The 26573-nt window shown below is 35.9% G+C and carries 26 protein-coding genes; 22 read left to right on the top strand and 4 right to left on the bottom strand.

The features are described 5' to 3' along the window. Nucleotides 1-51 precede the first annotated feature (51 nt). Nucleotides 52-504, top strand: coding sequence for a YlbF/YmcA family competence regulator (locus tag ABH955_RS08630; protein WP_002066910.1), 453 nt, complete (start codon nucleotides 52-54; stop codon nucleotides 502-504). Between the two features lie 127 nt (nucleotides 505-631). Then, a complete protein-coding gene (locus ABH955_RS08625) occupies nucleotides 632-898 on the top strand; it encodes a YlbG family protein (RefSeq protein ID WP_002088292.1) in 267 nt (88 codons plus the stop codon). A gap of 55 nt (nucleotides 899-953) precedes the next feature. Here the strand turns inward: ABH955_RS08625 and ABH955_RS08620 are convergent, their stop codons facing one another. Next, complete coding sequence (locus ABH955_RS08620; protein ID WP_002014762.1) at nucleotides 954-1343, bottom strand: DUF7147 family protein; 390 nt, start codon at nucleotides 1341-1343, stop codon at nucleotides 954-956. 529 nt (nucleotides 1344-1872) lie between these two features. Here ABH955_RS08620 and rsmD point away from each other — a divergent pair. Then, a complete protein-coding gene (gene rsmD, locus ABH955_RS08615) occupies nucleotides 1873-2439 on the top strand; it encodes a 16S rRNA (guanine(966)-N(2))-methyltransferase RsmD (RefSeq protein WP_001266992.1) in 567 nt (188 codons plus the stop codon). Beyond that, complete coding sequence (gene coaD, locus ABH955_RS08610; RefSeq protein ID WP_002128865.1) at nucleotides 2436-2927, top strand: pantetheine-phosphate adenylyltransferase; 492 nt, start codon at nucleotides 2436-2438, stop codon at nucleotides 2925-2927. The genes rsmD and coaD overlap by 4 nt, the downstream gene beginning before the upstream one ends. On the opposite strand, the gene ylbJ is transcribed toward coaD, so the two are convergent. Then, nucleotides 2919-4148, bottom strand: coding sequence for a sporulation integral membrane protein YlbJ (gene ylbJ / locus ABH955_RS08605; protein WP_002033736.1), 1230 nt, complete (start codon nucleotides 4146-4148; stop codon nucleotides 2919-2921). The genes coaD and ylbJ overlap by 9 nt on opposite strands. Before the next feature lie 112 nt (nucleotides 4149-4260). Between ylbJ and ABH955_RS08600 the strand changes: the two genes are divergently transcribed. Then, nucleotides 4261-5052, top strand: a complete 792-nt coding sequence (locus tag ABH955_RS08600; protein ID WP_193662334.1) for a patatin-like phospholipase family protein — start codon at nucleotides 4261-4263, stop codon at nucleotides 5050-5052. Next, complete coding sequence (locus ABH955_RS08595; protein ID WP_113937191.1) at nucleotides 5045-6070, top strand: SepM family pheromone-processing serine protease; 1026 nt, start codon at nucleotides 5045-5047, stop codon at nucleotides 6068-6070. The genes ABH955_RS08600 and ABH955_RS08595 overlap by 8 nt, the downstream gene beginning before the upstream one ends. Nucleotides 6071-6096: 26 nt before the next feature. On the opposite strand, the gene ABH955_RS08590 is transcribed toward ABH955_RS08595, so the two are convergent. Further along, nucleotides 6097-7338, bottom strand: coding sequence for a nucleotidyltransferase (locus ABH955_RS08590; RefSeq protein WP_204354038.1), 1242 nt, complete (start codon nucleotides 7336-7338; stop codon nucleotides 6097-6099). 153 nt (nucleotides 7339-7491) lie between these two features. Here ABH955_RS08590 and ABH955_RS08585 point away from each other — a divergent pair, with 153 nt between their 5' ends. The 3 genes from ABH955_RS08585 (at nucleotide 7492) to ABH955_RS08575 (ending at nucleotide 8865) form a co-directional block, all read left to right on the top strand. Next, nucleotides 7492-7992: a YceD family protein gene (locus ABH955_RS08585; RefSeq protein ID WP_002014753.1), complete on the top strand. Its 501-nt coding sequence runs from the start codon at nucleotides 7492-7494 to the stop codon at nucleotides 7990-7992. Nucleotides 7993-8053: 61 nt separating this feature from the next. Beyond that, nucleotides 8054-8227: a 50S ribosomal protein L32 gene (gene rpmF, locus ABH955_RS08580; protein WP_001984764.1), complete on the top strand. Its 174-nt coding sequence runs from the start codon at nucleotides 8054-8056 to the stop codon at nucleotides 8225-8227. 131 nt (nucleotides 8228-8358) lie between these two features. Next, nucleotides 8359-8865 (top strand): RsfA family transcriptional regulator, encoded by a 507-nt coding sequence (locus ABH955_RS08575; protein WP_002066865.1) that lies wholly within the window; start codon nucleotides 8359-8361, stop codon nucleotides 8863-8865. A gap of 33 nt (nucleotides 8866-8898) precedes the next feature. On the opposite strand, the gene ABH955_RS08570 is transcribed toward ABH955_RS08575, so the two are convergent. Further along, complete coding sequence (locus ABH955_RS08570; RefSeq protein WP_002014751.1) at nucleotides 8899-9372, bottom strand: N-acetyltransferase; 474 nt, start codon at nucleotides 9370-9372, stop codon at nucleotides 8899-8901. 295 nt (nucleotides 9373-9667) lie between these two features. Between ABH955_RS08570 and panE the strand changes: the two genes are divergently transcribed. From panE to divIB, 13 genes are all read left to right on the top strand, one after another. After that, a complete protein-coding gene (panE, locus tag ABH955_RS08565) occupies nucleotides 9668-10555 on the top strand; it encodes a 2-dehydropantoate 2-reductase (protein ID WP_002128863.1) in 888 nt (295 codons plus the stop codon). Between the two features lie 79 nt (nucleotides 10556-10634). Beyond that, entirely contained in the window at nucleotides 10635-12251 is a 1617-nt protein-coding gene (bshC, locus tag ABH955_RS08560; RefSeq protein WP_002128861.1) for a bacillithiol biosynthesis cysteine-adding enzyme BshC, read from the top strand. 366 nt (nucleotides 12252-12617) lie between these two features. Next, nucleotides 12618-13550, top strand: coding sequence for a 16S rRNA (cytosine(1402)-N(4))-methyltransferase RsmH (gene rsmH, locus ABH955_RS08555; RefSeq protein ID WP_002014746.1), 933 nt, complete (start codon nucleotides 12618-12620; stop codon nucleotides 13548-13550). 15 nt (nucleotides 13551-13565) lie between these two features. Next, nucleotides 13566-13928 carry a cell division protein FtsL gene (gene ftsL, locus ABH955_RS08550; RefSeq protein WP_002014745.1) on the top strand — a complete coding sequence of 121 codons (363 nt, stop codon included), beginning with the start codon at nucleotides 13566-13568 and terminating at the stop codon, nucleotides 13926-13928. A 22-nt stretch (nucleotides 13929-13950) separates the two neighbouring features. Continuing rightward, nucleotides 13951-16101: a penicillin-binding protein gene (locus ABH955_RS08545; RefSeq protein WP_483862308.1), complete on the top strand. Its 2151-nt coding sequence runs from the start codon at nucleotides 13951-13953 to the stop codon at nucleotides 16099-16101. An 81-nt stretch (nucleotides 16102-16182) separates the two neighbouring features. Further along, a complete protein-coding gene (locus ABH955_RS08540) occupies nucleotides 16183-18099 on the top strand; it encodes a stage V sporulation protein D (protein ID WP_002014741.1) in 1917 nt (638 codons plus the stop codon). A gap of 210 nt (nucleotides 18100-18309) precedes the next feature. Further along, the gene (locus tag ABH955_RS08535) at nucleotides 18310-19785 is read left to right on the top strand and encodes a UDP-N-acetylmuramoyl-L-alanyl-D-glutamate--2,6-diaminopimelate ligase (RefSeq protein WP_404444975.1); all 1476 of its coding nucleotides are present in this window, start codon (nucleotides 18310-18312) and stop codon (nucleotides 19783-19785) included. Nucleotides 19786-19807: 22 nt separating this feature from the next. Beyond that, entirely contained in the window at nucleotides 19808-20782 is a 975-nt protein-coding gene (gene mraY / locus ABH955_RS08530) for a phospho-N-acetylmuramoyl-pentapeptide-transferase (RefSeq protein WP_404491040.1), read from the top strand. Then, nucleotides 20783-22135, top strand: coding sequence for a UDP-N-acetylmuramoyl-L-alanine--D-glutamate ligase (gene murD / locus ABH955_RS08525; RefSeq protein WP_404491039.1), 1353 nt, complete (start codon nucleotides 20783-20785; stop codon nucleotides 22133-22135). An 89-nt stretch (nucleotides 22136-22224) separates the two neighbouring features. Next, nucleotides 22225-23316, top strand: a complete 1092-nt coding sequence (spoVE, locus tag ABH955_RS08520) for a stage V sporulation protein E (protein ID WP_002066872.1) — start codon at nucleotides 22225-22227, stop codon at nucleotides 23314-23316. A 102-nt stretch (nucleotides 23317-23418) separates the two neighbouring features. Next, the gene (gene murG / locus ABH955_RS08515) at nucleotides 23419-24513 is read left to right on the top strand and encodes an undecaprenyldiphospho-muramoylpentapeptide beta-N-acetylglucosaminyltransferase (RefSeq protein ID WP_404491038.1); all 1095 of its coding nucleotides are present in this window, start codon (nucleotides 23419-23421) and stop codon (nucleotides 24511-24513) included. A gap of 61 nt (nucleotides 24514-24574) precedes the next feature. Next, nucleotides 24575-25480 (top strand): UDP-N-acetylmuramate dehydrogenase, encoded by a 906-nt coding sequence (gene murB / locus ABH955_RS08510; RefSeq protein WP_404444982.1) that lies wholly within the window; start codon nucleotides 24575-24577, stop codon nucleotides 25478-25480. 98 nt (nucleotides 25481-25578) lie between these two features. Further along, nucleotides 25579-26349, top strand: coding sequence for a cell division protein DivIB (divIB, locus tag ABH955_RS08505; RefSeq protein WP_404491037.1), 771 nt, complete (start codon nucleotides 25579-25581; stop codon nucleotides 26347-26349). Nucleotides 26350-26573: the final 224 nt, after the last annotated feature.

Below are 26573 nucleotides of genomic sequence, written 5' to 3'. Positions count from 1 at the left end.
TTAGTAGTTCTGTTCCAAATGTGTTATGATGAATACTCGGAGGTGTCTCTCATGATTGTAGCGACGCTGGAAAGCGTATTGATTTTAGATAAGGCAGAGCAGCTTGCAAAAGCGATCATCTGTTCAGATATAGCAGAAGATTACCGTAAGTATTATAAGGATTTACAAGAAGATATAGAAGTCCAGACGCTAATTCAGCAATTTACAACGATGAAAGAGCGATACGAAGAAGTGCAACGTTTTGGTAAATATCATCCTGATTATACTTTCGTTTCGACGAAAATGAGGGAATTAAAGCGTTCTGTAGATATGCATGATAAGGTTGCAACCTTTAAAAGAGCAGAAACTGCTTTACAAAAGTTATTAGATGAAGTTAGTGTAGCAATTGGTTCTGAGGTGTCTTCTTCCGTTAAAGTTCCAACAGGAAATCCGTTTTTTGATGCGGGTGGCTGTGGCGGTGGGTGTGGTACCGGAGGCGGTTGTGGTTGTAAAAAAACAGGGTAATTTACCCTGTTTTTTAGAATATAGAAGAAAACGTATACAGAGTTTGTCCTTTAATGTCATAAATTTTTGATTGGTTTTCATAAAATATAAGAATATAAGTTTTTAAAAGGAGAAGATGGAGAAGATTATGTTCGGGCAACGACAAAGTATGATTGTTTATTTACATTCATTGAAACATGCCAAGATTTTAAGGAAATATGGTAACATTCATTACATATCAAAACGTTTGAAATATGCCGTTGTATATTGTGATATGGAACAAATTGAGCATATGATGCAAAAATTGAATAAACTTCCTTTTGTAAAAAAAGTAGAACAGTCGTATCGCCCATTTTTAAAAACGGAATTCGAAAATTCGCGTCCTGATCGGGCAAAAGAATACGATTATAGCTAAGTAAAAAAATCCCCTGCTAAATTTAGCAGGGGATTTTTTTACTTGAAATAACGTGTTATTTCATTGGAGGAATGAAATTGTTCATTCGTAAAATACCAATTAGATGATTAAAAAATAGTTCTTTTTCAGGGAAAGTTGTTGATGGTTTTACAGTAAAGGGAGTAACTTTTTTCCCTATTTGTTCCGCCATTTCTTCAAATAAAACGACACGTTTACTTTTTTTATTTTCAAGTACAGGAATGCCTTCACGACATATGTATAATGGTTGGAAATCACCAGTAGTTGTCGGTTTTAGTATTACAACAAGTGAACACACTTTTTTTTCGTTTTTTACAGTTTCGAATTGTAACATATGTGTTACACGTTCTTGGTTTGTTTTGGCAATTTCAAGTAATTCATATAAGTCAGAGTAGCCTTCTCCGAGTTCTATAAAGCGTTGAATCATATTTTTTCCTCCTCTTTCTTTTACTGTACCACCTGACTTTTTAAATGAAAAGTAGACAAATAAAAAAACCCTGCAAAGCAGGGCCCTTCTAATACTAGTATGTACTACTAGTAAGAAGGCAAAGGGAGAGGAGAAACCGGAGGAAGAACTTATGGGGAAACGTAAGTCTTCTCCGCGGTTGGCAACAACATCGAAAATGATGTTGTTATATTTATTTATGTCCAATCTAAAATGAAGATATACATAATGAAATTAAAATTTATGTTAGGCTTTTTATTTTTCTTTTTTTTATTTTATGATAGGATAAAAAAGGTAAAGTGGAACTGATGTACATAGAGGGTTGTTGCTTGCAAATAGTGAAATGGATATGAAAGAAATAGCGAGCGATTATTTTAACTGAGGTTTTCAATTAGTTAAATAACAGATTAATGAAAAAATGTATGAAATAGTATGAATCGGTAGCGGTTACCGAATTGAAATGAATTTGCTGTAATCGCTCTATAGATTGAAATAAAGGTAGTGACAACAGATGAGAGTAGTTTCAGGAAAATGTAAAGGGCACCCACTTAAAGCGGTACCTGGTAATACAACGCGTCCAACGACAGATAAAGTGAAAGAATCTATTTTTAATATGATAGGTCCTTATTATGATGGTGGTATCGCTCTTGATTTATTTGGTGGTAGCGGTGGTCTTGGAATTGAGGCCATAAGTAGAGGGATTGATAAAGCGATTTTTGTTGACCGAGATAGTAAAGCGATAAAAGTCATTCATCAAAATTTAGAAAGCTGTAGACTACAAGAACAAGCTGAAGTGTACCGAAATGATGCAGAGCGTGCGGTAAAGGCGCTTATAAAGCGTGAAATATCATTCGATCTTATACTAATAGACCCTCCATATAAAGCTCAAAAAATTGTGTCTTTAGTTAGTGTAATGGATCAACATGGATTGTTAAATAAAGATGGCATCATTATGGCAGAGCATGGGGATGACGTGGTTTTACCTGATTCTATAGGAGAGCTTGTAAAAGTACGGGCAGAAAACTACGGGATTACAGCAATTTCGATTTATAAGTATGAAGGTGAGGGGACAGAATGACAAGTATAGCTATTTCTTCAGGGAGTTTTGATCCAATTACCCTTGGACATTTGGATATTATTAAAAGGGGAGCAAAAGTATTTGATGAAGTATATGTAGTTGTTTTAAACAATTCATCAAAAAAACCATTCTTTTCGGTAGAAGAACGCCTAGAGTTAATTCGAGAGGCGACAAAGGATATTCCGAATGTAAAAGTTGATTCACATAGTGGATTATTGGTGGAATATGCAAAAATGCGTAATGCAAATGCAATATTACGTGGTTTGCGAGCAGTTTCTGATTTTGAATATGAGATGCAAATTACTTCAATGAATCGAAAATTAGACGAAAATATCGAAACTTTCTTCATTATGACAAATAATCAATATTCATTTTTAAGTTCAAGTATTGTGAAAGAAGTTGCGAGATATGGTGGGAGTGTAGTAGACCTTGTTCCTCCGATTGTAGAGCGTGCTTTAAAAGAAAAGTTTAAAACCCCGTTAAAGTGAACGGGGTTTTTCTTTATGAATGCGTAAAAACAATAAGATGACATACAAATATAAACAAAATAAGGTGAAGATTGGTCCGTAGTGTATAAATGATGTCCAAATATCAGTTAGTGTATAAGAATGATTCAATAAAAATACGGGAAGATCTTCTTGCGTAGGCGAGAAAGAATGAACTTTTTCATAAAATGGTCCCCAAAATATAAAAGTGAAAATAGGAGCGAGAATACTTTGGATAATTCGAGCTAAAAAATATGGTTTAAAGCGGATATCTGTCTCCGCTAATATGCTTGCTACTTGTGCCTGAATAGAAAGACCGCTAAATGCTAAAATGAAGCTTGTTACCATCGCTTGTTGAAGAAGTGTTGATTCATTAATTTGACTAATCATTTGGCTTCCAAGCGTCATTTCAAAAATACCGGATAATATCGGAATACTAAATTGGGATGTAAGTTGGAAGAATGATAAAATATGTTGCATAATAAAAGAAAGCGCTTCTGTAATTTTGAAAACAGTAATCATTTTATTTAAAACAGAGAATAAAATAATAAACCCACCAATCATGAGCAATGTTTGAATAGAAGAAACGATAGCGTCACCGAGTAGTTTTCCGATTGGTCTTTTTTCTTGCATACGTGTTTGGTGGAGGATGGAAAAAGGGTTTTGAAAGGCACGCTTTTGATTCGTATGTTTGTCTTTTATGTAAGTATCGTTATTACCATAAAAGCGCATAAGTAATCCGACGATAAAGTTACTTATATAATGTGCTGCTGCTAATACGAGTCCTAATTTCGGATTATTGAAAAAACCAATAGAAACCGCTCCGAAAATAAAAAGTGGATTAGAAGAATTTGTGAAAGATACGAGTCGTTCCGCTTCAATTTGTGTTAGTTGATTGCTCTTGCGTAGTCTAGCGCTTAATTTGGCGCCAGCGGGGAATCCTGAAGCCATTCCCATTGCCCAAACAAATCCGCCTACCCCTGGAACACGAAACAGTGGACGCATTAGTGGTTCTAATATAACACCGATAAATTTTACAATACCAATACTGATTAGAAGTTCCGCAATGATGAAAAACGGTAGTAGTGAAGGGAATACAACTTCCCACCATATATTTAACCCGCGAATTGAAGCTTGCAAAGCATCTTGGGGGTGAAGTACAAGAGAAAAGGTTAAAAACAACATTGATATGGTAAGAAAAGCAGTTTTCCATTTTTCGTACATGTAAGAAAATCCCCCTTTGTCCCAAAAACGTTCATTTCAGTATACGTGGATATGTGGTGAATTTAGACCATAAGTATGAAAAAGGAATGAAAAAAATTAAAGGGTGAGAAAAATGAAGGAACCAAAAATCGGTTTAGCGCTTGGATCCGGAGGTGCAAAAGGTTTTGCTCACATAGGGGTAATAAAAGTGTTGAGGGAAGCTGGCATCCCTATTCACATGATAGCAGGTAGTAGTATAGGGGCATTAATTGGTACATTTTATGCAGCGAGTTGTAACGTTGAAAGACTGTATAGATTGGCCGCTGTTTTTAAAAGGAAATATTATTTGGATTTTACAGTTCCTAAAATGGGATTTATTGCTGGAAAACGTATCAAAGATATGATTAAAATGTTTACATATAATAAAAATTTAGAAGAGTTAGATATCCCGACGGCTGTTGTGGCTACTGACATTTTGAAGGGGGAAAAAGTTGTTTTTACAAGCGGTCCGATTGCGGAGGCGGTTCGAGCTAGTATATCTGTGCCGGGGGTGTTTGTTCCAGAGAAAATAGATGGGCGCTTATTAGTGGATGGAGGGGTAATTGACCGTATTCCCGTATCGGTTGTAAAAGATTTAGGGGCTGATATTGTTATTGCTGTTGATGTATCTCCAATTAAGGTGAATGGAGAGGTTACATCGATTTATGATGTGATTATGCAAAGTATTGAAATTATGCAACATGAACTCGTGATGAATCGGCAAATAGCATCAGATTTAATGATGCGGCCAGCAGTAGAACAATTTAGTTCGCGTGCTTTTACACATATTGAAGATATCATTCGGGTCGGAGAAGTGGAAGCAGAAAAACACATTTCAAACATTTATTTACTAATTGAGCAGTGGAAGGAGAAACATAATGTTTAAGCGTTTTCGGTTTATATATGCAATTTTAATAGGGGTTATATTGGCGATGCTACTTGTTTATGTGCGTTTGCCGTATTATGTGACAAAACCAGGTATGGCGGCGAAATTAGCGCCATACGTTCAAGTAGATGGTGGAACGAAAGAGTCTGGTGATTTCATGCTTGTCACTGTCTCAATGGGACCTGCCAATGTGGTGAACTTAATAGCCGCGCAATTTAATAAATATACACACGTTTCAAAGGCGGAAGAAATATTGCAAAAAGGCGAGAGTGATGAAGAATATCAATTTCGCCAAAATTATGCAATGAAAGATTCGCAAAATGCAGCGATCTATAATGCTTATAAACGTGCAAATCGCTCTGTTTCTTTTGAAAATAAAGGTGTACTAGTTGCTGGTGTAGCAAAGGGTATGCCGTCAGAAGGAAAGCTTAAGCTTGGAGATGTTATTATAGCTGTCGATGGAAAAACATTCGACAAGACGGAACAATTTATTGAGTATATGACAGGGAAAAAAGAAGGGGACACAGTAAATATTGAATACAAGCGGGGCGGAAAACAGTTTAAAGAAAATTTAAATGTAAAGACGATCCCTAATGGGAATGGACGCGTCGGTATAGGGGTCTCTATCGTTACGGAAAGAGAGTTAGTAGTAGATCCGAAAGTGAAAATTGATTCCCATGAAATAGGAGGCCCGTCAGCAGGGTTAATGTTTACACTAGAAATTTATAATCAGCTCGTTGAAGAAGATTTAACAAACGGACATGAAATAGCTGGAACAGGTACAATCAATGATAAAGGAGAAATTGGTCCAATTGGTGGTATTCAGCAAAAAGTAGTAGCTGCTAGTGATGCGGGAGCTGAAGTGTTTTTTGCGCCAAATGAAAAAGGTGTAGAGAAATCGAATTATAAAGATGCTCTTGAAGCTGCGAAAGATATTAAAACAAAGATGAAAATTGTACCGGTGGACACACTGGATGATGCATTAACGTATTTAGAAAAAATGGGTAAAACAAAGTAAACCTCTCTGAAGAAGAGAGGTTTTTCTTATAGGAATTTTTTCATTATTTCATCATAACGAATTGGGTGATGCGTTGCGTCTTGTTTTAGCAGTTGTGTCCGCAAAGGTTCTTGCATTATGGAGAAATATACAGCATTTGATTTTCGTTCTATGTCTAAAGTTGGATGTTCGAATGTTTTTGTATGAGTAAGGATTGGGAGTTCTATTTTTTTCTTATTTCTAGAAAGATAAGTTTGTCCTTTTTGTGACATTCCGAGAAGACGGATATACGGCGCATGTTGCTCTATATTTGCTTTGTGTATTTCTTCCTTCGTTGTATTTGTTAAAATATGTGTACAAGCTCTTTGCAATCTAGTCCATGTATAACGTTTTGTTTTTAATGCTTCCATGAATGAATAGAAAGATGAACTGTTTTGTATTTTTGATAAAATACGATGCTCTAAACCTTCTTCCATTTCATATATATGCTGTAAGTCCTCTGAAGACATCGTCATAAGTTTGTATTTAAAAAATGAAAAGTATTTTTCCCAGTTATGTAACGTCCCGTAGTTTTGCTTGTAGTTTTCTAAAAGAGAAGCAGTCATTTTCGGGATAAAAGGCTCAATAGTTGTAGAGGAACTGTTTTCATTAAATAGCTGTTTGCGAATACTTGTTGCACTTGCAATATGTTGATCGTGAAATGTTTCATCATGATAATGAGAGGCGAATCTTTTTATAGTTTGTGCTTGCATCGAACTGTTTTGTAAGAGAATTGCTTTAATGTACTGTAAGCCTAAAATGTTATTTGGTTGTGACATATCTACGTTTTTTTCGGATGGTAAGATGTGTAGAAAGGCTTCAGATGTAGCTTTTGCATAACTATTACCTGCATTCATAAATTGCTTCACAAGACGATTAAAAGTCTCTTCTTCATTTTTTTGTATAGCGATGGTATTGTAGAAATTTTCAGCTTGTCCATCTTCACTACCGAAACAAATTTCAGAAACACCAAGGGCGTTTAAAATCGAAATTGCGCCATTTGCGAAAGTTTCGGCCTTTTGTGTTGCGAATGCATATGGAAGCTCTACAACAAGGTCTACGCCGTTTGTTAAGGCCATTTTAGTACGATACCATTTGGAGATGAGTGCGGGCTCACCACGCTGCAAAAAAGGACCACTCATAACGGCGATAATAATATCAGACTGTGTTAACTTTTTTGTTTGTTGCACATGATAAGCATGACCGTTATGAAAAGGGTTATATTCAACAACAATACCACTGGATTTTATGGTAATCTCTCCTTTCGATGTAGCATCTTTTTGGAAAACGTGATAGTCTATATATTATTTCCTATGATGACTTCATTATAGTGTAAAGAAAAAACATTGACAAATATAAAATGGCTAGCTATAATTTTGTTTGTTGCCTTGAGGTGATATGATATGAAATGGTCCATCCATCAATTGAATAAATTGAGAAATAAAGGATTGACATTAAATGAAATGGTAGATGTAAGTGAGCTAAAAGAGGTCGAGAAAGATATTCGTGAAATTAATCCTGCTCATGTAACAGGAAGAGTTGATTTTGGCTCCGGTAAGTTTACGTTTCATCTACATATAACTGGAAGCATGGTTTTACCATGTTCTCGCTCTTTAGTAGATGTGACATTACCATTTGACATTAAAACAACTGAGGTGTTCCAAACTTCGGAAGAAGAATTTGAAACAGAAGCTGAAATTCATTGTTTAGAAGGAGAAGTACTTGACTTACTGCCCGTAATCAAGGAAAATATACTTTTGGAGATTCCAATGCAAATTTTCAGTGATGATGTTTCTGGTGGAGCACCGATGCAAGGTCAAGACTGGCAAGTGATTTCGGAAGAAAACAAAGAAAAGACTGTTGATCCACGATTAGCAGGACTTGCAAAGTTTTTTGACAAATAATCGGAAGACTGGTTTAGGCCTTCATATGAAAATAACTATTTCTTTTAAGGAGGTGGGAAGAATGGCTGTACCTTTTAGAAGAACTTCTAAAACAGTAAAAAGAAAGCGTCGTACGCATTTCAAATTATCAGTACCTGGTATGGTAGAGTGCCCAAGCTGTGGTGAAGCGAAATTAGCTCACCGTGTATGTAAAGCATGCGGTACTTACAAAGGTAAAGAAGTAATCAGCAAGTAATTGCGGGAAAATAAACGTAGAAGATATCTTCTACGTTTATTTTTTTTTTGTCTTATTCTTTATTTGTTGTATTCTATCTTTTCTAGTAACTGCATATGCTTAATAAAAAATGCATAGGGAGGACTAGAGAGATGGCGACAACAAGACAAGATGCTTGGACTGATGATGAAGATTTGCTTCTGGCAGAAGTAGTACTCCGGCATATTCAAGAAGGTGGAACGCAACTTTCTGCCTTTAAAGAAGTGGGGAGACATTTGTCTCGCACACCAGCAGCATGTGGATTTAGGTGGAATTCTTATGTTAGAAAGCAATACAAAGAACGTATTGAAGAAGCAAAGCAACTTCGTAAAGTAGAAAATTATGAAGTGAAAGAGACAAAGGTATTAGAGCCTACATCAATTACATTGAATGATGTTATTGAATTCTTGCGAAATTATAAAGATGAAAGCTCTTTAATGGTGTTGCAACAACAAATTGAATCGTTACAAACAGAGAAAGAACGTCTTCTGGAGCGATTATCAGTATATGAGGAAGAATATAGAACATTACTTGATTATATCGATCAAAAAAGAAGTGTAATGGTAGCGGAAAGAAATGGCGCTCGCTCGAATGGAGAATTAGAAAAATTAAAGAAATAAAAACAGCTGCGTAACAGCTGTTTTTTTTGTTTCTTATGCAGATTCTTCGTTTGTAATCGCATTCGAATTTGTTTCTGGATGCCAAATATAAAAATCACCATCAGTTACTGATACTGGCTGGAAACTTAATTTATCCCAAAAACCAGATGATTGGATACGTGCTATCGTTTTAATTGGGAATTGTAGTTGTTTCGCATAATTAACAAGCATTTGTCCGAATCCTTGTTTTTGAAAAGTCGGCAATACTTCAAGTTTATAAAGTTCTAGGTAAGTACCTGTAATTTCAAATGGTTCCCCGCCGTTCCTTTTCATATATAGACTCATACGTGCGATTAGCGATCCTCCATAATAGATACCGTAAAATGGAGACTCACTATCATTTTCAATAATGTTTGCTTGTAATTCTTCCAACATGGATAGTTCTTGAGCTCCGCACCCTTTAAATTTTTTAAATTCATCTAATGTTTTATAATTGATGAGCAAGCGTTCAACTTTTGGGAATCCCATTACATCACGTCCTTTTCTTATCTTGTTGAATGCAGAAAAGTTAAAATATTTATAATAATATTATAACTCATTTTTAAATTTTTATGAAGAAGATAGAATATTTCTTTCATTATTTTTTTGAGGATTTGCTAAACTAAGAATAGAACTATGTATATAGGTAGTATATACGTAGTGAAAGAAGAGGTTGCATTTGTTAAAAGATAATTGAATCCTCAACTATGTAATTGTAATTTAATAAGATATAAAGGGGGAAAGGCAAGGGAACTTATATCACTTGTTAATATGAGTTCTTTGTGTGAAGATGAAAATTGGAATTGTTGGACCGGGAGCTATTGGTCTCCTATATACATTTTATTTACAAAAAAGTAATCAAGATGTTACGTTGTTTACAAGAAACGATAAGCAAGCAGAAGAATTAAACTTAACGGGTGTAACTTGTATTAGGAATGGAGAACGTGAAACGGTATTTCCATCTATTTTACCGATAGAAAGTATGCTGGATAAACAGTTAGATTATACATTTATTGCTGTAAAGCAATATCATGTAACTGATATATTACCTTTTGTGCAGGGAGAATCTTCATTAATCTTTTTGCAAAATGGAATGTCACATCTTCACGTTATGCAAAAAATAGGAAATGAACGTATAGCAGTCGGGATTGTGGAGCATGGTGCAAAAAAAGAGGATGGACATACAGTTCGTCATACTGGAATAGGTGTTACAAAGTTTGGTGTAGTGCGTGGTCAATCTAGTTGTTTTAAAAAGGTATTTAATTGTTTTCCTTTTGATTATTTTCCGATTCAGATAGAAGATGATTGGAAGGGGATTATGCGTAATAAATTAGTAGTCAATGTATGTATTAATCCGTTGACGGCATTATTGCGGGTTGAGAACGGGGAGTTAATTTCAAACCCGCTTTTTTATCAAATGATGGAGCAAGTATTTCAGGAAGTTGCATTTCTTGTTAAAGAAGAAGATAAGGAAATGCTATGGAAAATGGTATGCCAAGTATGTGAAAAAACATCCCATAATACTTCATCTATGTTAGCGGACGTAAGAGCGAATAGACAAACGGAAGTTAACGCGATTGTTGGATATGTATTAGAAGAAGCTAAGGAACAACAACAATCTGTTCCGACACTTCGATTTTTGTTCAATGCAATAAAAGGAATGGAATTATAAGTGTTTTTCTTTGCTTTTACGTGAAACATTGAATACAATGTGGGTTGGTGAGAGAACAGGATACGAAAGGAAGAATTATATGGAGATAAAAGAAATCTCTGTTCCACTACAAGGTGTTGTAGCGGACTATATGAACGGTAAAAAAGAGATACAGTCATGTTTTGATTATCTGTTAACAGAGGATGCTTTTAAACAGCGTTTACATGATTTACGTGAGAGAGAGTTTTTCCGTCAAGATTTAGTAACGCATTTATTAGAATATAATACACAATTGCAAGCGGGAGAATTTACAATTCAAAATATAAAAGCGCTTGAAGATGAAAATACATATGTAGTTATAGCTGGACAACAAGCTGGGTTATTAACTGGTCCGCTTTATACAGTTCATAAGATCATTTCAATTTTACAGCTTGCAAAAGAAAAAGAAGAGAGCTTAGGGGTTCGGGTTGTTCCTGTCTTTTGGATTGCTGGTGAAGACCATGATATGGATGAAATTAATCATACATTTGTAACGAAAAATAAAAAAATAAAAAAGACCATTTTTCATGATCGTTATCCGAAAAAGGCGAGTGCTTCTGAGTCTGAGTTTTCTATTGAAGACTGTAGAAAATGGGTCGAAGAGATTTTTAAAACATATCCGGAAACGAATTTTACAAAGGATGTATTACAATTTGTTGATGATGCTTTAGGTAAATCGCATACATATGTAGATTTCTTTGCGCACCTTATTACGAAAATGTTCGCAAATTCTGGTTTAATTCTTGTAGATTCACATCATCCTGCATTAAGAAAATTAGAAGTGCCGTTTTTACAACAAATTATAAGTAAATATAAAGAAATTCAAGTAGGGCTTCGTAATCAACAGGAAGTACTTAAGGAATTAGGATTTAAACCGATTATTGAAACGAAGACAAATGCAGTGCATATATTTATGGAAATTGATAATGAGCGAGTATTGCTTGAAGAGAATCAAGGGAAGTTTATTGGAAAAGATGGAGTGCATTCATTTTCGTATGAAGAATTGATGGAAGAGATGGAAAGAAGTCCAGAACGTTTTAGTAATAATGTTGTAACGCGCCCTCTTATGCAAGAATATGTGTTTCCTACGTTAGCGTTTATTGGCGGTCCAGGGGAGTTAGCTTATTGGAGTGAATTGCAACAAGTGTTTCATACGGCAGGTTTCCAAATGCCACCTGTTGTTCCGCGCCTTACAATTACTTATATGGAGCGAGATATAGCGACAGATTTATATGATTTAGATTTGCAAGAAATTGATCCATTTCTAAATAATATAGATAATCTGCGTGACAATTGGCTTTCTAATCAAATAGAGGAACCGATAGACGAGCGATTTATAGAAGCGAAAAAAGAAATAATGGATATTCATACATCATTACAACAATTCGTGAAAAAAATAGATCCAGGGTTAAATGAGTTTGCTGGGAAAAATGAACTGAAAATTAATGAGCAAATTGAACTGTTAGAAAAAATGTTGAAAAGAAATGTTGAGAAGAAACATGAGGTTCAACTGAATAAATTCCGCCGTTTACAATTTGCGCTTCGTCCATTAGGAGCACCGCAAGAACGTGTGTGGAATGTTTGTTATTATTTAAATCAGTTCGGCCTTGATTTTGTTGACCGGGTAATGGAACAATCTTTTTCGTGGGATGGAAAACATCATGTAATAAAACTATAGAATCTTGCTCTTTTGAGCAGGATTTTATTTTTATTCTGTTGAATTAACTGTGAAGTGAAATATTTCTGAATTATCCATCTTATGTTAATGTAATGAATCGCTATGTATCAGGTATATATATATGACAAAATAGCACAAAATGTAAACGGATTATTATCTTTTTCGACAGGTTTTTGTTTAAATTCCCGCAAAAAATGATAAAATTTAGTATATAATAAAATAAAATAGCGATTTGTATAGCGTACTACCTTGTTGGAAGTTAAATGAGTCGTTCTTTAGTAGCATTTCATCCTCTAGTAGTAAATTGTGTTTGTAGAGTGAGAAATGTATTTAACATAATTAATTGGAAAAAGAGTAGGTGCAGCAATGTTCAAACACGTAACAGTACTTTTGAAAGAAACAGTAGATGGCTTAGATATAAAACCGAGTGGTACATATGTAGATTGTACACTGGGTGGAGGAGGACATAGTTCTTATTTACTATCTCAGCTAACAGATGGTGGAAAGTTAATAGCATTTGATCAAGATGAAATAGCGATTCAAAATGCGAAGGAAAAATTTTCTTCTTATGGTGAACAATTTGTAACAGTGAAGAGCAACTTCCGTTATTTATCTGAAAAACTACATGAATTAGGTATTACAGAAGTAGACGGGATTTTATTCGATTTAGGTGTTTCATCCCCACAATTAGATACACCAGAGCGTGGCTTTAGTTATCATCATGATGCACCGTTAGATATGCGGATGGATCAAGATGCCCCATTAACAGCATATGATGTTGTGAACAGCTGGTCATATGAACAACTCGTAAGAATTTTCTTCCAATACGGAGAAGAAAAATTTTCAAAGCAAATAACAAGGAAAATTGAAGCTTATCGCGAGAATAAGGCTATTGAAACGACAGGAGAATTAGTGGAATTAATTAAAGAAGGTATTCCAGCTCCGGCACGTAGAACAGGTGGACATCCTGCGAAGCGAGTATTTCAAGCGATTCGTATTGCTGTAAATGATGAATTAAAAGTATTTGAAGAAGCGTTGGAATCTGCAATTGATATGGTCAAGCCTGGTGGAAGAGTTAGTGTTATAACATTCCATTCTTTAGAAGATCGTATTTGTAAAACGACGTTTAAGCGAAATAGCACAACGCCGCAATTACCACAGGGACTACCGATTATTCCGGATGAATTTAAGCCGAAATTAAAGCTTATTACAAGGAAACCGATTTTACCTTCTGACATTGAATTAGAAGAAAATAATCGAGCGCGTTCTGCGAAGTTGAGAATCGCTGAAAAACGATAAAAAGGAGAGAGAGGTATGACTAATTTAGCTGTAAAGTATAAACAACAGGCGCAAGAAGAGGTACAAATTCAAGCGCCGCCACAGCAGATGGTTAAGCCAAAAGTTAAAACGAAAATTACAAGAATTGAAAAGCTATTGTACGTAACGTTTATTGGATTTTTATTATATGCCTGTGTAGCTTTTATTGGGAATAAAGCGGGCCTATATCAAGTTAATGTAGAAGCAGCGACGATAGAAGAACAAATTGTAAAAAAACAAAAGGAAAATCAAGAATTGCAGGCTGAAGTAGAGAAGTTAAGTCGTTATGAACGTATCGCTGAAGTTGCAAAAAAACACGGGCTAGAAATTAATGCGAATAACGTGAAAGGCCTAAAGTAAGGCAAATAGGTGTGAAGAAAAGATGAAGAGAAATATGACCAAATTTCATACCAATAAGGGAGCAGGTTATTTTATGATATTTTTCCTCCTGCTCTTTTTGCTGTTATTAGCCCGATTTTTTTACATACAAGTAACAGGAACAGTGGACAATCATGATTTGAAAAAACTTGCTGAGCAGAAACATAGTAAAAAAGGAGTTCTCGAAGCGAATCGAGGAACAATTTATGATCAAAATGGTCATGTACTAGCGCAAGACGCAAATTCTTATAAACTTGTAGCCGAGTTAAAAGGAGCTAACGCCGTTAAGGATAAAGAGGATACTGCAAAGAAAATCGCAGGAGTACTCGGAAAAGATGAAGATAAAATTTTAGCTACTTTAAATAAAGAAGGCAAAAGTCAAGTGGAATTTGGAACATTGGGTAAAGACTTGACGAAAGAAAAGAAAGAACAAATAGAAGCATTGAAATTGCCGGGAATATCTTTTATTACCGAAAATGCGAGAGTTTATCCAAACGGTGATTTTGCATCTTATGTCATAGGTCATGCGAAACCTGATGAAAATGGAATCTCAGTCGGTCAATTTGGCTTAGAAAAGAGTTTGGATAAATATTTAGGTGCTTCTAATGGTGAGGTAGCTTATACAGGTGACCGTAAAGGAGTATCTCTTGACGGTGGGAAAGTGAATGTAAAGGCACCTAAAAATGGAGATAATGTGTATTTAACGCTTGACCAACGTATTCAAAGTTATTTAGAAGACGCAATGAAAGAAGCGAGTAAACATTATGAACCAGAAAATTTAATAGGGATTGTTGCGGATCCGAAGACAGGGAAAATATTAGCGATGTCTAGTAAACCTAGTTATGACCCTAATGATCGTCAAATTAAATATTTCTTCAACGACGCCATTGCAAATGCGTTTGAACCGGGATCAACAATGAAGATTTTCACATTAGCGGCGGCCATTAATGAAGGTGTATACAATGGGCAAGACTTTTATCAGTCTGGTACATATCAAGTTGGTAATCGCAAAATAAAAGATCATAACGGCGGCGCCGGATGGGGTTCTATTACTTTTGATGAAGGGGTAGAGCGATCTTCAAACGTAGCGTTCGCAATTTTAGGGGATCAAAAACTTGGTCCAGAGCGTTTTCGAAAATATATTCACGGTTTTGGATTAGATGAAAAAACAAACATTGATTTATCTGGTGAAGGGTCAAATACAATTTTATTTGATCAACAAATACAACAAGTAACAACGGCATTTGGACAAGGTTCTACAGTTACACCAATTCAACTTGTACAAGCTGCAACAGCAATTGCAAATGATGGTAAAATGATGAAACCTTATACAATTGATAAAATTGTGGATCCAATAACAGGTAAAGTACAGCTAGAGCATAAACCAGAAGAAGTAGGAAAACCTGTTACCAAAGAGACAGCCGCACAAGTAAGGCAATTACTAGAACGTGTTGTTACATCACCGAAAGGAACAGGAACTGCATATAAAGTTGATGGGTATTCAGTCGGGGGGAAAACAGGTACAGCACAAATTCCTGACGGGAAAGGTGGCTATATGACGGGAAGAGAGAATTATATATTCTCATTCTTAGGTATGGCACCGATGGACGATCCGCAACTTGTTGTGTATGTGGCCGTTAAACAACCAAAATTAAAAGATGATGAAAACGGGGCTAAACCTTTAGCTGATATCTTTAAATATGTAACGAAAAATAGCTTAGAGTACTTAAAGATTAAGCCGAATGAAGTAAAAGACCCGAAAAAATATGTGAAAGAACAACAAACTGTCGTTCCAGATGTAACCGGAAAAACGATGGAAGAAGCGAAAAAAACAATTGATAAAGCAAAACTTCGTCCAATCGTATTAGGTGAAGGTAAAGTGCAGCAGCAAGTGCCAAAAGCAACTGAACAAACATTAAAGGGTGATCGAGTCTTCTTAGTAGGAGATAAGCCTATAATGCCAAATATACAGGGATGGGCACTGCGTGATGTTATGAATTTAGCAAAAACATTAAAGCTTAACTTAAAACCTTCTGGTACAGGATATGTAACGGAACAAAGTGTGGCGGAAGGGACATTGTTGCAACCTGGTACAGAATTAGGTGTAACACTCGTACCACCACTTGAACCGCAACAAGAAGCAGAAAAGCCATAATGGTAATAGGGAAGAAGTTCTAATTAAATAAGTACAAGCATATATTGGAACAAGCTAGGCGTAAGGGAGGCTTGTTCCAATATGCGTGTATCAAATGTAACAGTTAGAAAACGACTTATTTTTATACTTATATCGGGTATACTCATTTTCACCATTATCGATATTCGTCTTGGATATGTGCAATTTTTTCTTGGAAATATGTTAACGGATCGTGCGAAGGATTCATGGAGTCGTAATATTACTTTTGAACCAGAGCGAGGGAAAATTTTAGATCGAAATGGTGTGGAGCTTGCTACGAATAAAAGTGCACCGACCGTCTTTGTTGTGCCGAGGCAAATTGAAAAACCAGCAGAGACTGCAGAGAAGTTAGCTGCAGTATTAGGTGTGGAAAAAGATGATGTTTATAAGCGGATTACAAAAAAAGAATCGATTGTAAGGCTTGATAAAGGCGGAAGGAAAATATCGCATGACAAAGCGAAAGAAGTACGCGGATTAAGTTTAAAGGGTGTGTACATTGCAGAGGATTCTATCCGGTACTATCCATTCGGTAATTTTTTATCACACGTATTAGGATTTGCGGGCAGTGATAATCAAGGGCTTATGGGACTAGAGAAATATTATGATAAAGAGCTAAATGGTGATAAAGGTCATGTGCGATTTTTTGCAGACGCGAAAGGACAGAGAATGCCTAACGTTGGAGATGATTTCAAAAAACCAGAAGCCGGTTTGAATTTAGGATTAACAATTGATTCACGCATTACGAGGATTATGGAAAGAGAAATGAATATTGCGGAATCAACGTATAATCCTGACGGTATGATAGCAATTGCAATGAATCCGAAAAATGGTGAAATTTTAGGTATGTCAAGTCGACCAAGTTTTGATCCAGCAGATTTCCAAAGTGTTTCTCCGGAAGTATATAACAGAAACTTACCTGTATGGAGTACGTATGAGCCGGGGTCAACATTTAAGATTATTACATTAGCTGCAGCCTTGAATGAAAATTTAGTAGACTTAGAGAAAGATACATTTTATGATGATGGGGCAGCTGAAGTTGGTGGAGCTAGATTGCGGTGTTGGAAAGCTGGAGGCCATGGTAGCCAAACGTTTTTAGAAGTAGTTCAAAACTCTTGTAACCCAGGATTTATTGAACTCGGTGATCGTCTTGGTAAAGATCGATTGTTTAAATATATTCGCAATTTCGGGTTTGGACAGAAGACCGGAATTGATTTACAAGGTGAAGGTAGCGGGATTTTATTTAATTTAGATAAAGTTGGTCCAGTCGAGCAAGCGACGACTTCATTTGGGCAAGGTGTTTCTGTTACACCGATTCAACAAGTAGCAGCTGTAGCGGCCGCTGTAAATGGTGGAACTTTGTATCAGCCATATATAGCGAAGGAATTTATTGATCCGAAGAATAATCAAGTTGTCAGCAAAAAGACACCTGTTGCGAAAAGGGAAGTTATTTCCAAGGAAACTTCTGAGAAAGTTCGTTACGCATTAGAGAATGTTGTAGCGAAAGGTTCGGGTAAAGGGGCTTATATTGATGGATATCGTGTAGGTGGAAAAACTGGAACTGCTCAAAAGGTGAAAGATGGAAAATATTTAGATAATAACTATATTGTATCATTTATCGGTTTTGCTCCAGCTGACGATCCGCAAATTGTTGTTTATGTAGCAGTGGATAATCCAAAAGGAGTCACTCAATTTGGTGGAGTTGTAGCAGCACCTATTGTTGGGAATATTCTTCGTGACGCACTTCCTGTAATGGGAGTGGAACCGAGAAAAGAGCAAGTTGAGAAAGAATATAAATGGGGCGATACACCAACTGTGGAAGTTCCGAATTTAATTGGTATGAAAAAGAAAGATTTACAAACGCAACTTGTAGACTTGAAGCTTGATATAAGTGGTGATGGTGGGAAAGTAATTAAACAATCACCAGAAGCAGGAGCTAAAGTAAAAGAGGGTTCAAAAGTTAGAATTTACTTCGGGAATTAAAGGTAACTGATTGTGTTTTATGGTACAATTGGTGGAAGTGAGTTCTTTATAGAAAAATTGCTTTATTTGAGACGATAAGTGTCTCATTAATAAATAAATCTATTGATTAGACTATAGTAGCACTTACCTCCTATTTTTATATAACTAGGAGGTAACGTGTTACTTGCTAAAATAAGAGATAAATAAACAATGTAGAGAGGGTTTAGTGAAATGAAGTTGCATACACTTGTATCATGTTTGCATGATTTTCCAGTTGTTCCAACAGAAAATCCAGAAATAACATCTATTGAAGCGGATTCACGTAAAGTGAAAGAGGGAAGCTTATTTATATGTATGAAAGGATATACGGTTGATAGCCATGACTTTGCTAAGCAAGCAGCCGCACAAGGAGCGGCTGCTATTGTTGCGGAAAGACCAATTGATGTTGACGTTCCAGTTGTACTTGTGAAAAATACTTTTCGTTCGCTAGCGGTTTTAGCTGATTATTTTTATGGCCAACCAACACACAAGTTACATTTAATCGGTATTACAGGTACAAATGGAAAGACAACAACATCGCATATTATGGATGAAATTATGCGCGCACATGGTCATAAAACAGGGCTAATTGGAACGATTAATATGAAAATCGGTGATGAAACATTTGAGGTGAAAAATACAACACCAGATGCACTAACACTTCAACAGACATTTTCAAAAATGGTTGAACAAGGTGTGGATAGCACAGTAATGGAAGTTTCGTCTCATGCTTTAGATCTTGGCCGTGTACACGGGTGCGATTATGATGTTGCAGTATTTACGAATTTAACACAAGATCATTTAGACTATCATAAAACGATGGAAGAATATAAACATGCGAAAGGGTTGCTTTTCGCACAGCTTGGCAATAGTTATCATCATAATCGTGAAAAATACGCTATATTAAACAGTGATGATCCAGTAGCAGAAGAGTATATGAGAAGTACAGCAGCTACTGTTGTAACATACGGTATAGATGTTGCAAGCGACATTATGGCACGAGATATCGTAATGACGAGTGGCGGTACAACATTTACACTTGTAACACCGTATGAAACTGTAAATGTTACGATGAAATTAATTGGTAAGTTTAATGTATACAACGTGTTAGCTGCTACAGCAGCAGGTCTTGTTTCAGGAGTGAGCTTACAAACAATTATTGATGTAATTAAAGAGCTTGCTGGCGTTCCTGGACGTTTTGAAGTTGTTGATGGTGGACAAAATTACACAGTTATTGTTGACTATGCGCATACACCTGATAGCTTAGAGAACGTACTAAAAACAGCAAAACAATTTGCAAAAGGCGATGTATATTGTATCGTTGGTTGCGGTGGTGATAGAGATAGAACGAAAAGACCAATAATGGCAAGTGTCGCAACCGAATATGCAACTCACGCAATTTATACATCAGATAATCCAAGAAGTGAAGATCCGAAGGCTATTTTAGATGATATGGTAAATGATGTAAATAGGAATAATTATGAAGTAATTGTCGATCGAAAAGAAGCGATACGTTCCGCTATCTCGAAAGTAAAAGCAGAAGATATTATTATTATTGCTGGTAAAGGGCATGAAACGTATCAAATTATTGGTAAAGAAGTTCATCATTTTGACGATCGTGAAGTTGCTAAAGAAGCAATCACGGAGCGTTTAAACAACGAAGTGTAACAGCATGAGAGGAGGACTACATGTGCTTGAACAAGGTTTATTAGTAACGGCTGGGGTAGCATTCTTAATTTCTGTTGCCCTTTCGCCATTATTTATTCCATTTTTAAGAAAATTAAAGTTCGGACAGAGTATTCGTGACGAAGGACCGAAGTCACACCAAAAGAAATCAGGGACACCAACGATGGGTGGTATTGTCATATATGTATCTATGATGGTGACTACGCTTATTATGGCGATTAAATTTAGCAATTTAGGTGCAGAAGTATCATTGTTATTATTAGTTACATTTGGGTACGGATTAATCGGATTTTTAGATGACTACATAAAAGTAGTAAAGAAAAGAAATCTTGGTTTAACATCAAAACAAAAATTGATTGGTCAGCTTGTAATTGCTATTGCGTTCTTTTTAATTGGAAAAGGGCAAGCATTTCACACTTATATCATGATTCCGGGAACTGATGTTAAATTTGAATTAGGCTGGGCGTATTTTGTTCTCGTATTATTTATGCTTATTGGTGGATCAAATGCGGTTAATTTAACAGATGGTTTAGATGGTTTATTATCAGGAACAGCTGCTATTGCATTCGGAGCATTTAGTATTATTGCTGTAGCTCAAGAACAATTTGGGGTAGCGATTTTCTGTATGGCAGTTGTAGGAGCTGTACTTGGATTTTTAGTATTCAATGCGAATCCAGCGAAAGTATTTATGGGGGATACAGGTTCTCTAGCTTTAGGTGGTGCTATCGCAGCTGTAGCGATTTTGTTAAAACAAGAATTGTTACTCGTTATTATTGGCGGTGTATTCGTAGCGGAAACTTTATCTGTTATTATCCAAGTTATTTCGTTCAAAACAACAGGAAAGCGTGTCTTTAAAATGAGTCCATTACATCATCATTATGAATTATGTGGTTGGTCAGAGTGGCGCGTTGTTGTAACGTTTTGGTCTGTAGGATTTTTATTAGCTGTGCTAGGAATTTATATCGGGGTGTGGATGTAATTGAAAACTGTAACTGAATATCAAAATAAAAATGTTCTTGTATTAGGTATTGCTAAAAGTGGTTATGCAGCAGCTACTTTATTAAAAAAATTAGGGGCAAACGTCATTGTAAATGACGGGAAACCATTAGCGGGTAATGTGCTTGCAGCTGAGTTACAAGCGGAAGGAATGGATGTTGTATGTGGTGGGCATCCATTAGAATTGCTGGAGAGAAACATTTCACTTGTCGTAAAAAATCCAGGAATTCCATATTCTAATCCACTCTTAGTGGCGGCGAAAGAAAAACAAATTCCAATTGTAACTGAGGTTGAATTAGCATATTCCATTTCAGCAGCACCGTTTGTTGGGATTACGGGATCTAACGGTAAAACAACAACGACAATGTTAACGTTTGAAATGTTAAAAGAAGGACAAAAGTACCCAGTTATTGCGGGGAATATAGGTACTGTAGCTTGTGAAGTTGCACAATTGGCGAAGGAAAATGAAGTTGTCGTTACGGAACTTTCATCGTTTCAATTGATGGGAGTGGAATCGTTCCAACCAAAAATTGCAGCCTTTTTAAATTTATTTGAAGCGCATTTAGATTATCACGGGACGAAGAAAGAGTATGGTTTGGCGAAAGCGAATATTTTCAAAAACCAAACTGAAACAGATTATAGTATAATTAACGCAGATGATGCAGATGTCATGGCGTTATCGGCATATAGTAAAGGAAAGAAAGTATTATTTTCGACGACGAAAGAAATTGAAGATGGTGCGTATATAAAAGATAACGTTCTTTATTTTAAAGGCGAAAAAGTAGTTAAAGTAAGTGATATTGTTTTACCTGGTAAGCACAATTTAGAAAATATTTTAGCAGCAATGAGTATTGCTAAATTATTAGGTGTTTCTAATGAAGCAATTACTGCTGTGTTAAAAAGTTTTACAGGTGTAAAACATCGCTTAGAATATGTAACAACGATTAATAATCGTAAATTTTATAATGATTCAAAAGCGACGAATATGCTAGCGACAGAAAAAGCATTATCTGCATTTACACAACCGATTGTATTATTGGCTGGTGGACTTGATCGTGGTAATGAATTTGATGATTTAATTCCATACTTTAAACATGTCAAAGCGATTGTGACATTTGGACAAACTGCACCAAAATTAGTAAGAGCGGCAGAAAAAGCAGGATTAGATGTAATTGAAAGTGTCGATACTTTAGATGATGCAGTAGTGAAGGCGTATGCTCATTCTACCGATGGTGATGTTATTCTTCTTTCACCAGCATGTGCAAGCTGGGATCAATTTAAAACATTTGAAGAAAGAGGAGACATTTTTATACAAGCTGTGCATAAACTTATATAAAGTAAATCAAAACATCAGTAGGCTAACACCTACTGATGTTTTGTTACATAGGGCAAAGGTTCTGCCCAAAGAGGTGGTGTTCATGGGTAATGAAGAAAACGCCTGATTTTATTCTCATCATCGTTACACTTGCATTGTTAACAATTGGAATGATTATGGTTTATAGTGCGAGTGCGGTTTGGGCCTCTTATAAAATGGGGGATTCATTCTTTTTTGCAAAAAGACAATTGTTATTTGCAAGTCTTGGGGTAGTAGCTATGTTTTCTCTCATGAAAATTGATTATTGGGTGTGGCGTACGTATTCAAAAGTAATTTTACTAGTTTGTTTCGTTCTTCTTATTCTCGTTCTTATTCCTGGAGTAGGTCTCGTTCGTGGAGGGGCGCGAAGTTGGATTGGAATCGGGGCATTTTCTATCCAACCGTCAGAGTTTATGAAATTCGCGATGATTATTTTCTTAGCAAAATTTTTAGCGGAACGACAAAAATTAATTACATCTTTTAAACGAGGTTTACTACCGGCTCTTAGTTTTGTATTTCTTGCTTTTGGGATAATTATGTTACAGCCAGATCTTGGTACGGGAACGGTAATGGTTGGGACATGTATTATTATGATATTCATTTCGGGAGCAAGGGTCTTTCACTTTGCAATGTTTGGTTTGCTTGGTGCAGCGGGATTTGTAGGGTTAATCGCATCAGCACCATATCGAATGAAACGCATTACATCATATTTAGATCCGTGGTCGGATCCGCTCGGAAGTGGATTTCAAATTATCCAATCGTTACTCGCAATTGGACCTGGTGGTTTATTTGGGCTTGGGCTTGGACAAAGTAGACAAAAATTTCTTTATTTACCTGAACCACAAACAGACTTTATATTTGCGATCTTATCCGAGGAATTAGGTTTTATTGGTGGTTCATTTGTGTTATTATTATTTAGTCTATTATTATGGCGCGGGATTCGTATAGCATTAGGAGCGCCAGATTTATATGGTACGTTTTTAGCAGTAGGTATTGTGGCGATGATTGCGATTCAAGTAATGATTAATGTTGGTGTTGTAACAGGACTGATGCCTGTTACGGGTATTACTTTGCCATTTTTAAGTTATGGTGGATCAAGTTTGACCTTAATGTTAATGGCAGTAGGTGTATTATTGAATATAAGTCGCCATTCTCGCTATTAAACCCTGTTTAAAAGACAGGGTTTTTCGTGTGTGTGTGAAAATGCAATATGTATATAGAAATAAATACGATTGAATAAGAACAGGGAAGTGGAGGAATCAGTAGTGCGAGTATTAGTAAGTGGTGGGGGTACTGGAGGACATATTTATCCAGCTCTTGCTTTAATTAGAGAAATAAAAAAACTAAATCCTGAAGCAAGATTTTTATACATTGGTACAGAGAATGGATTAGAGAGTACCATCGTACCGAAAGCGGGTATTCCGTTCCAATCTATTGTTATAAGTGGATTTAAACGAAAAATATCTCTTGATAATGTAAAAACAGTGATGCGTTTCCTAAAAGGTGTTCAAGATAGTAAACGATATATTCGTCGTTTTAACCCTGATATTGTGATTGGTACGGGTGGATACGTATGTGGGCCAGTTGTATATGCTGCGGCTAAATTAGGTATTCCGACTATTGTCCATGAACAAAATAGTGTACCTGGTGTAACGAATAAATTTTTAAGTCGTTATGTCGATAAAGTTGCAGTTTGTTTTGAAGCAGCTGCAGAACATTTTCCACAGTCAAAAGTGGTTATGACAGGTAATCCACGTGCATCAGAAGTAATGGACCAAAATGGAATGAAAGGAAAACGTTCGGTAGGACTATCCCTTTCTAAAAAATCCGTGCTTATTTTTGGTGGGAGCCGCGGGGCTAGACCGATTAACGATGCTTTTGTAGAAGCGATTGAACAATTTGGGAATAAAAGTTATGAAGTATTATATGTAACAGGCGAAGTACATTATGATAAAGTTATGGAAGCCGTGAAACAAAAAGGGAATCCGAATAATGTTATTATTAAACCTTTTATTCATAATATGCCAGAGGTACTGACGGGTGTAGATCTTGTTGTTTCAAGGGCAGGGGCTACAACGCTTGCAGAATTAACAGCGTTAGGAAAACCGAGTGTATTAATTCCAAGTCCGTACGTAACAAATAACCATCAAGAAAAAAATGCACGATCAGTTGTTGATAAAGGAGCAGCTAAAATGCTACTTGAACAAGATTTAACATCTGAAACGCTTATTCGTGACATTGATGAGATTTTATTGGATACACAAACATTACAAAATATGAAACTGGCTACTAAGCAACTTGGTATTCCAGATGCAGCAAATAAGCTATATGAAGTAATGAACAAGCTTATTAAAAAATAACATTAGGTGAACGCCCTGCATATTACTGTAATAAGGAGACTTGATATGGGGGAGATTGTCTATGGAACAATTAGTAAAAGAGCTTTTAGAAGCAAATGTTGGTCGCGTGTTAGTTAATGAACCGTTAGCGCGTTACACGACTATGAAAATAGGCGGACCAGCTGATATTTTAATTGTACCAAAGCATGTTGCTGGTATTGAGAAGACTCTAGAGTTAGTAAAGAAGTACAAGACAGGGTGGACTGCAATTGGTCGTGGTTCAAATCTTCTCGTATCTGATCAAGGTATAGAAGGTGTGGTTATTCGTTTAGGAGAAGGATTAGACCATTTAGAAGTCGAAAAACATAGAGTAAGAGTCGGTGCTGGATATCCCCTTATTAAATTGTCAACTTTACTTAGTCGACAGGGATTAGCGGGCCTGGAATTTGCAAGTGGTATTCCAGGAAGTGTTGGCGGTGCAGTGTATATGAATGCAGGCGCTCATAAGTCCGACATATCGAGTGTATTAACGAAAGCTCGTATTTTGTTTGACAATGGAACAATTAATTGGTTGACGAATACCGAAATGGGCTTTTCTTATCGCACATCTGTATTGCAAATGAAACGCCCTGGTATTGTTTTGGAAGCTGAATTCCAATTGGAGGTAGGCGAACGCGAGGGAATTGTAAGAAGCATGCAAAAGAATAAAGAGTATCGCCGTGAAACGCAGCCTTGGAATCACCCTTGTGCAGGAAGTATATTTCGAAATCCAGTCCCCTATTTTGCAGGAGATTTAATAGAAAAATCAGGGCTTCGTGGTTATACAATAGGTGGAGCTCAAATTTCTGAAATGCATGGGAATTTTATTGTTAATACTGGTGTGGCATCAGCGCAAGATGTATTAGACTTAATCGAATTGGTAAAGCGTACAATTAAAGATAAATTTGGTGTTGATATGCATACAGAAGTAGAAATAATTGGAAGATAACGGTTGTTCGTTCCGCTCATTATCATTTATGTTATAATAAGAAGATAAGAACGGCATGAGGAACATGCCGTTCTTTATGTTACATAGGGGGATCGTACATGAAAAATAGTAAAGTGATTAAACTACAAGATCGTGTACCAAAATTAAAGAATCAAAATAAAAAAAATAAGAAACCTGTTAATCATCGGTTAATTTTATACATATCGATTTTATTTTTATTAGTACTCTTTTTAATTTATTTTCGGTCTCCGCTTAGTAATATAAAAAAGATAAGTGTCTTTGGAAATCATTATATGACAGATGAACAAGTTATGAAGGAATCAGGTGTGACATATGATACGAGTTATTTCCGAGTAACAGCACATAAAGCAGAAGAAAACTTAACGAAACGAAAAGAAATTAAAGAGGTAAATGTAAAAAAACGTTTCCCAAACAAAATTGCTGTTCATATCGAAGAATATTTAACAATTGGCTATATAAACAAAGATGGAAAATTACAACCGTTATTAGAAAATGGGAAAACACTCGATGTACTTCCGAACGGAAAGCTTCCAGTTGCAGCACCAATTTTTGAACCATTTAAAGAGGAAAAAATGAAGGAATTAATTGCAGAACTAGAAAAATTAACGCCAACTATTTTAAGGTCTATTTCTGAAATTCGTTATACACCAACGAACGCAAATGAAGATCATCTTACTTTATATATGAATGAAGGATATGAAGTGAGCACCACTATTCAAAATTTCGCAAAGCGAATGGAAGCTTATCCACTTATTTTAAAAACAATTGAACCTGGTAAGAAGGTTTTAATTGACTTAGAAGTGGGTGCATATACGAAGGAACTAGGTGCTGAAGAAAAGAAAGAATAGAATGATAGTTTTTACTGCGTTATTACGTATGAAATGAAACAAACGTTCTTTTATATGGATGCTAATTTGCAAGAATGCTTAATTTGATGAAAAAAATGTAAATTTTCTTAGATTCATACTAGGATTGGTACAAGTTTCACTTTTCTACAAGTACATCTTAGTGTAGACTTATACTTGGCGGTAATCTTTACACTTGAAATATAATTATTTCAAGATAGAGCAGT

The sequence above is a fragment of the Bacillus sp. RC240 genome (assembly GCF_044907945.1).
GTDB classification, from domain to species: domain Bacteria; phylum Bacillota; class Bacilli; order Bacillales; family Bacillaceae_G; genus Bacillus_A; species Bacillus_A mycoides.
Note: the sequence above shows the minus strand (reverse complement) of the source record. Positions and strands in the feature narration are given on the sequence as shown.

Excerpts from the sequence above, each read along its gene's own strand:
- ABH955_RS08625 (WP_002088292.1), top strand. The coding sequence starts at position 632 with ATGTTCGGGCAACGACAAAGTATGATTGTTTATTTACATTCATTGAAA.
- ABH955_RS08570 (WP_002014751.1), bottom strand. The coding sequence starts at position 9,372 with ATGGGATTCCCAAAAGTTGAACGCTTGCTCATCAATTATAAAACATTA.
- rsmH (WP_002014746.1), top strand. The coding sequence starts at position 12,618 with ATGTTCAAACACGTAACAGTACTTTTGAAAGAAACAGTAGATGGCTTA.
- ylbJ (WP_002033736.1), bottom strand. The coding sequence starts at position 4,148 with ATGTACGAAAAATGGAAAACTGCTTTTCTTACCATATCAATGTTGTTT.
- ABH955_RS08545 (WP_483862308.1), top strand. The coding sequence starts at position 13,951 with ATGAAGAGAAATATGACCAAATTTCATACCAATAAGGGAGCAGGTTAT.
- ftsL (WP_002014745.1), top strand. The coding sequence starts at position 13,566 with ATGACTAATTTAGCTGTAAAGTATAAACAACAGGCGCAAGAAGAGGTA.
- spoVE (WP_002066872.1), top strand. The coding sequence starts at position 22,225 with ATGAAGAAAACGCCTGATTTTATTCTCATCATCGTTACACTTGCATTG.
- ABH955_RS08585 (WP_002014753.1), top strand. The coding sequence starts at position 7,492 with ATGAAATGGTCCATCCATCAATTGAATAAATTGAGAAATAAAGGATTG.
- coaD (WP_002128865.1), top strand. The coding sequence starts at position 2,436 with ATGACAAGTATAGCTATTTCTTCAGGGAGTTTTGATCCAATTACCCTT.
- murB (WP_404444982.1), top strand. The coding sequence starts at position 24,575 with ATGGAACAATTAGTAAAAGAGCTTTTAGAAGCAAATGTTGGTCGCGTG.
- ABH955_RS08575 (WP_002066865.1), top strand. The coding sequence starts at position 8,359 with ATGGCGACAACAAGACAAGATGCTTGGACTGATGATGAAGATTTGCTT.
- ABH955_RS08540 (WP_002014741.1), top strand. The coding sequence starts at position 16,183 with ATGCGTGTATCAAATGTAACAGTTAGAAAACGACTTATTTTTATACTT.
- ABH955_RS08620 (WP_002014762.1), bottom strand. The coding sequence starts at position 1,343 with ATGATTCAACGCTTTATAGAACTCGGAGAAGGCTACTCTGACTTATAT.
- ABH955_RS08595 (WP_113937191.1), top strand. The coding sequence starts at position 5,045 with ATGTTTAAGCGTTTTCGGTTTATATATGCAATTTTAATAGGGGTTATA.
- rsmD (WP_001266992.1), top strand. The coding sequence starts at position 1,873 with ATGAGAGTAGTTTCAGGAAAATGTAAAGGGCACCCACTTAAAGCGGTA.
- ABH955_RS08630 (WP_002066910.1), top strand. The coding sequence starts at position 52 with ATGATTGTAGCGACGCTGGAAAGCGTATTGATTTTAGATAAGGCAGAG.
- bshC (WP_002128861.1), top strand. The coding sequence starts at position 10,635 with ATGGAGATAAAAGAAATCTCTGTTCCACTACAAGGTGTTGTAGCGGAC.
- divIB (WP_404491037.1), top strand. The coding sequence starts at position 25,579 with ATGAAAAATAGTAAAGTGATTAAACTACAAGATCGTGTACCAAAATTA.
- ABH955_RS08600 (WP_193662334.1), top strand. The coding sequence starts at position 4,261 with ATGAAGGAACCAAAAATCGGTTTAGCGCTTGGATCCGGAGGTGCAAAA.
- rpmF (WP_001984764.1), top strand. The coding sequence starts at position 8,054 with ATGGCTGTACCTTTTAGAAGAACTTCTAAAACAGTAAAAAGAAAGCGT.
- ABH955_RS08535 (WP_404444975.1), top strand. The coding sequence starts at position 18,310 with ATGAAGTTGCATACACTTGTATCATGTTTGCATGATTTTCCAGTTGTT.